The sequence below is a fragment of the Rhodococcus sp. (in: high G+C Gram-positive bacteria) genome, assembly GCF_049286785.1.
Lineage (GTDB): Bacteria > Actinomycetota > Actinomycetes > Mycobacteriales > Mycobacteriaceae > Rhodococcus_F.
On record NZ_JBAQEO010000702.1, the window covers coordinates 1 to 1611 of the forward strand.

The 1611-nt window shown below is 65.9% G+C and carries 2 protein-coding genes; both read right to left on the reverse strand.

Translation table 11 applies throughout. The features are described from left to right. Window positions 1-936 (reverse strand): acyl-CoA dehydrogenase family protein (locus WAW17_RS25345; protein ID WP_422335635.1); only part of this gene is annotated, 936 nt, incomplete at its 3' end. Window positions 937-944: 8 nt separating this feature from the next. Next, window positions 945-1611, reverse strand: a 667-nt coding sequence (locus WAW17_RS25350) for an acyl-CoA dehydrogenase family protein (protein WP_422335636.1), incomplete at its 5' end; no start/stop codon positions are given.

Sequence of the window (1611 nt, forward strand, 5' to 3'; positions counted from 1 at the left end):
GCCGTGGATCTGGATATATTCCTCGGCGGCATAGGTGAAGGCCTCGGACGCCAGCACATGCGCGATGCTCGCTGCGGTGGCGAGTTCGTCCGTTGGCTGTTCGTCGGCGTTCGCCGCGTCCAGCACAGCTGCGTGCGCCAGTTCGAGTGCCACCAGCATGTCGGTGAGGCGGTGCTTGATCGATTGGAACGAGCCGATCGGCCGGCCGAACTGCTCCCGTGTCTTGGCGTATTCGACCGACATTTCCAGGCACGCCTCGGCGGCGCCGACCTGCTCGGACGCCAGTGCCACGAGGGCTGACGCCTGCGCGCGTGGCAGCGTCGCACCCAGGTTCGCCCCGCCGACCGCCTGTGCGTGGGCGTCGGTAAACCCGATCCGGGTCAGTGGGCGGGTGGTGTCCAGGGACTCGAGCGGGGTACGCACGACGCCGGGTGCGTCGCCGTCGATGACGGCCAGTTCGAGGCCGTTCTCTCCGCGTGCGACAACGACGAGGAGATCTGCGCTGTCGCCGTTTACCACGAAATCTTGCGTGCCCCGGAGAATCAACCGGCCGTCATCGGTTGCGGTGGCAGTAATCGGGGTTTCCGCATACGGGTACCCGGCGACCAGCGTGGCGGTGCGTTTGCCCGTTGCGACTGCGGGAAGATGTGCGGCGCGGCCCGCATCCGAGGCGCATTCCGAGAGGGTCAGCCCGGCAAGGCACACGGACGAGAAGTACGGGGCGACGGTAGTGGTGCGGCCGAGTTCGTGCATCACGACGGAGGTGTCTTTGAGGGTGCAACCGGCTCCGCCGAAGCGTTCGGGGAACGGGATCTCGGTCAGGCCCAGGCCGGTGAGGCCCTCCCACAGTGCTTGTTCCGTGTTGGCGTTTTTCGTGAGGAAGGCGCGGACACTGTCGCGAAGTTGTTCTTGTTCGTGGGTCAATTCGAGGGCCATGTTTGCTCCTAGCGCGGTTCTCTGGGCAGCCCGAGGCCGCGTTCGCCGATAATATTTCGCTGGATCTCGTCGGAGCCGCCCGCAATGCGGTAGCCCGGGGCGCCCAGGAGATGCTCAGTCCAGGCATAGGTGTTCGGAGCGCCCGTGTCGGCGAGGATGCGGGGTCCGAGGAATCGGGCCGCGGCGTCACCGATGCGCTTGAGATTCTGCGTCCACACGAGCTTGGCGATCGAGCCCTCGACTCCGGGAACATGGCCTGCTAGTTCACGTTCGGCGTACCGGTCGTTGAACATCGCGGTCGCGCGTTCGTAGACGACGATGTCGGCGAGTGTCTGACGCACCTGAGGGTCGTCGGTGATGGCAAGTTGCTTGGCCAGCCTGATCAGGTCGGCTGCGCTGCCGCCGGCGGAGACGATTCCGCCGCTGGAGCTGCGTTCGAAACCGAGGGTGGTCAACGCGACGTTCCAACCGTCGCCGACCTCGCCGAGACGCAGCGAGTCAGGCAGTTCGACTTCGGTGAGGAACACCTCGTTGAACGTGGAACCGCCGGACATCTGGCGGATGGGCCGGGTTTCGACTCCTGGGGCGTCCATCGGCACCAGAAACGCCGTCATTCCGCGGTGCTTGGGTGCCGTGGGGTCGCTCCGCGCGATGAGTAGTCCCCACTCGGAGAAC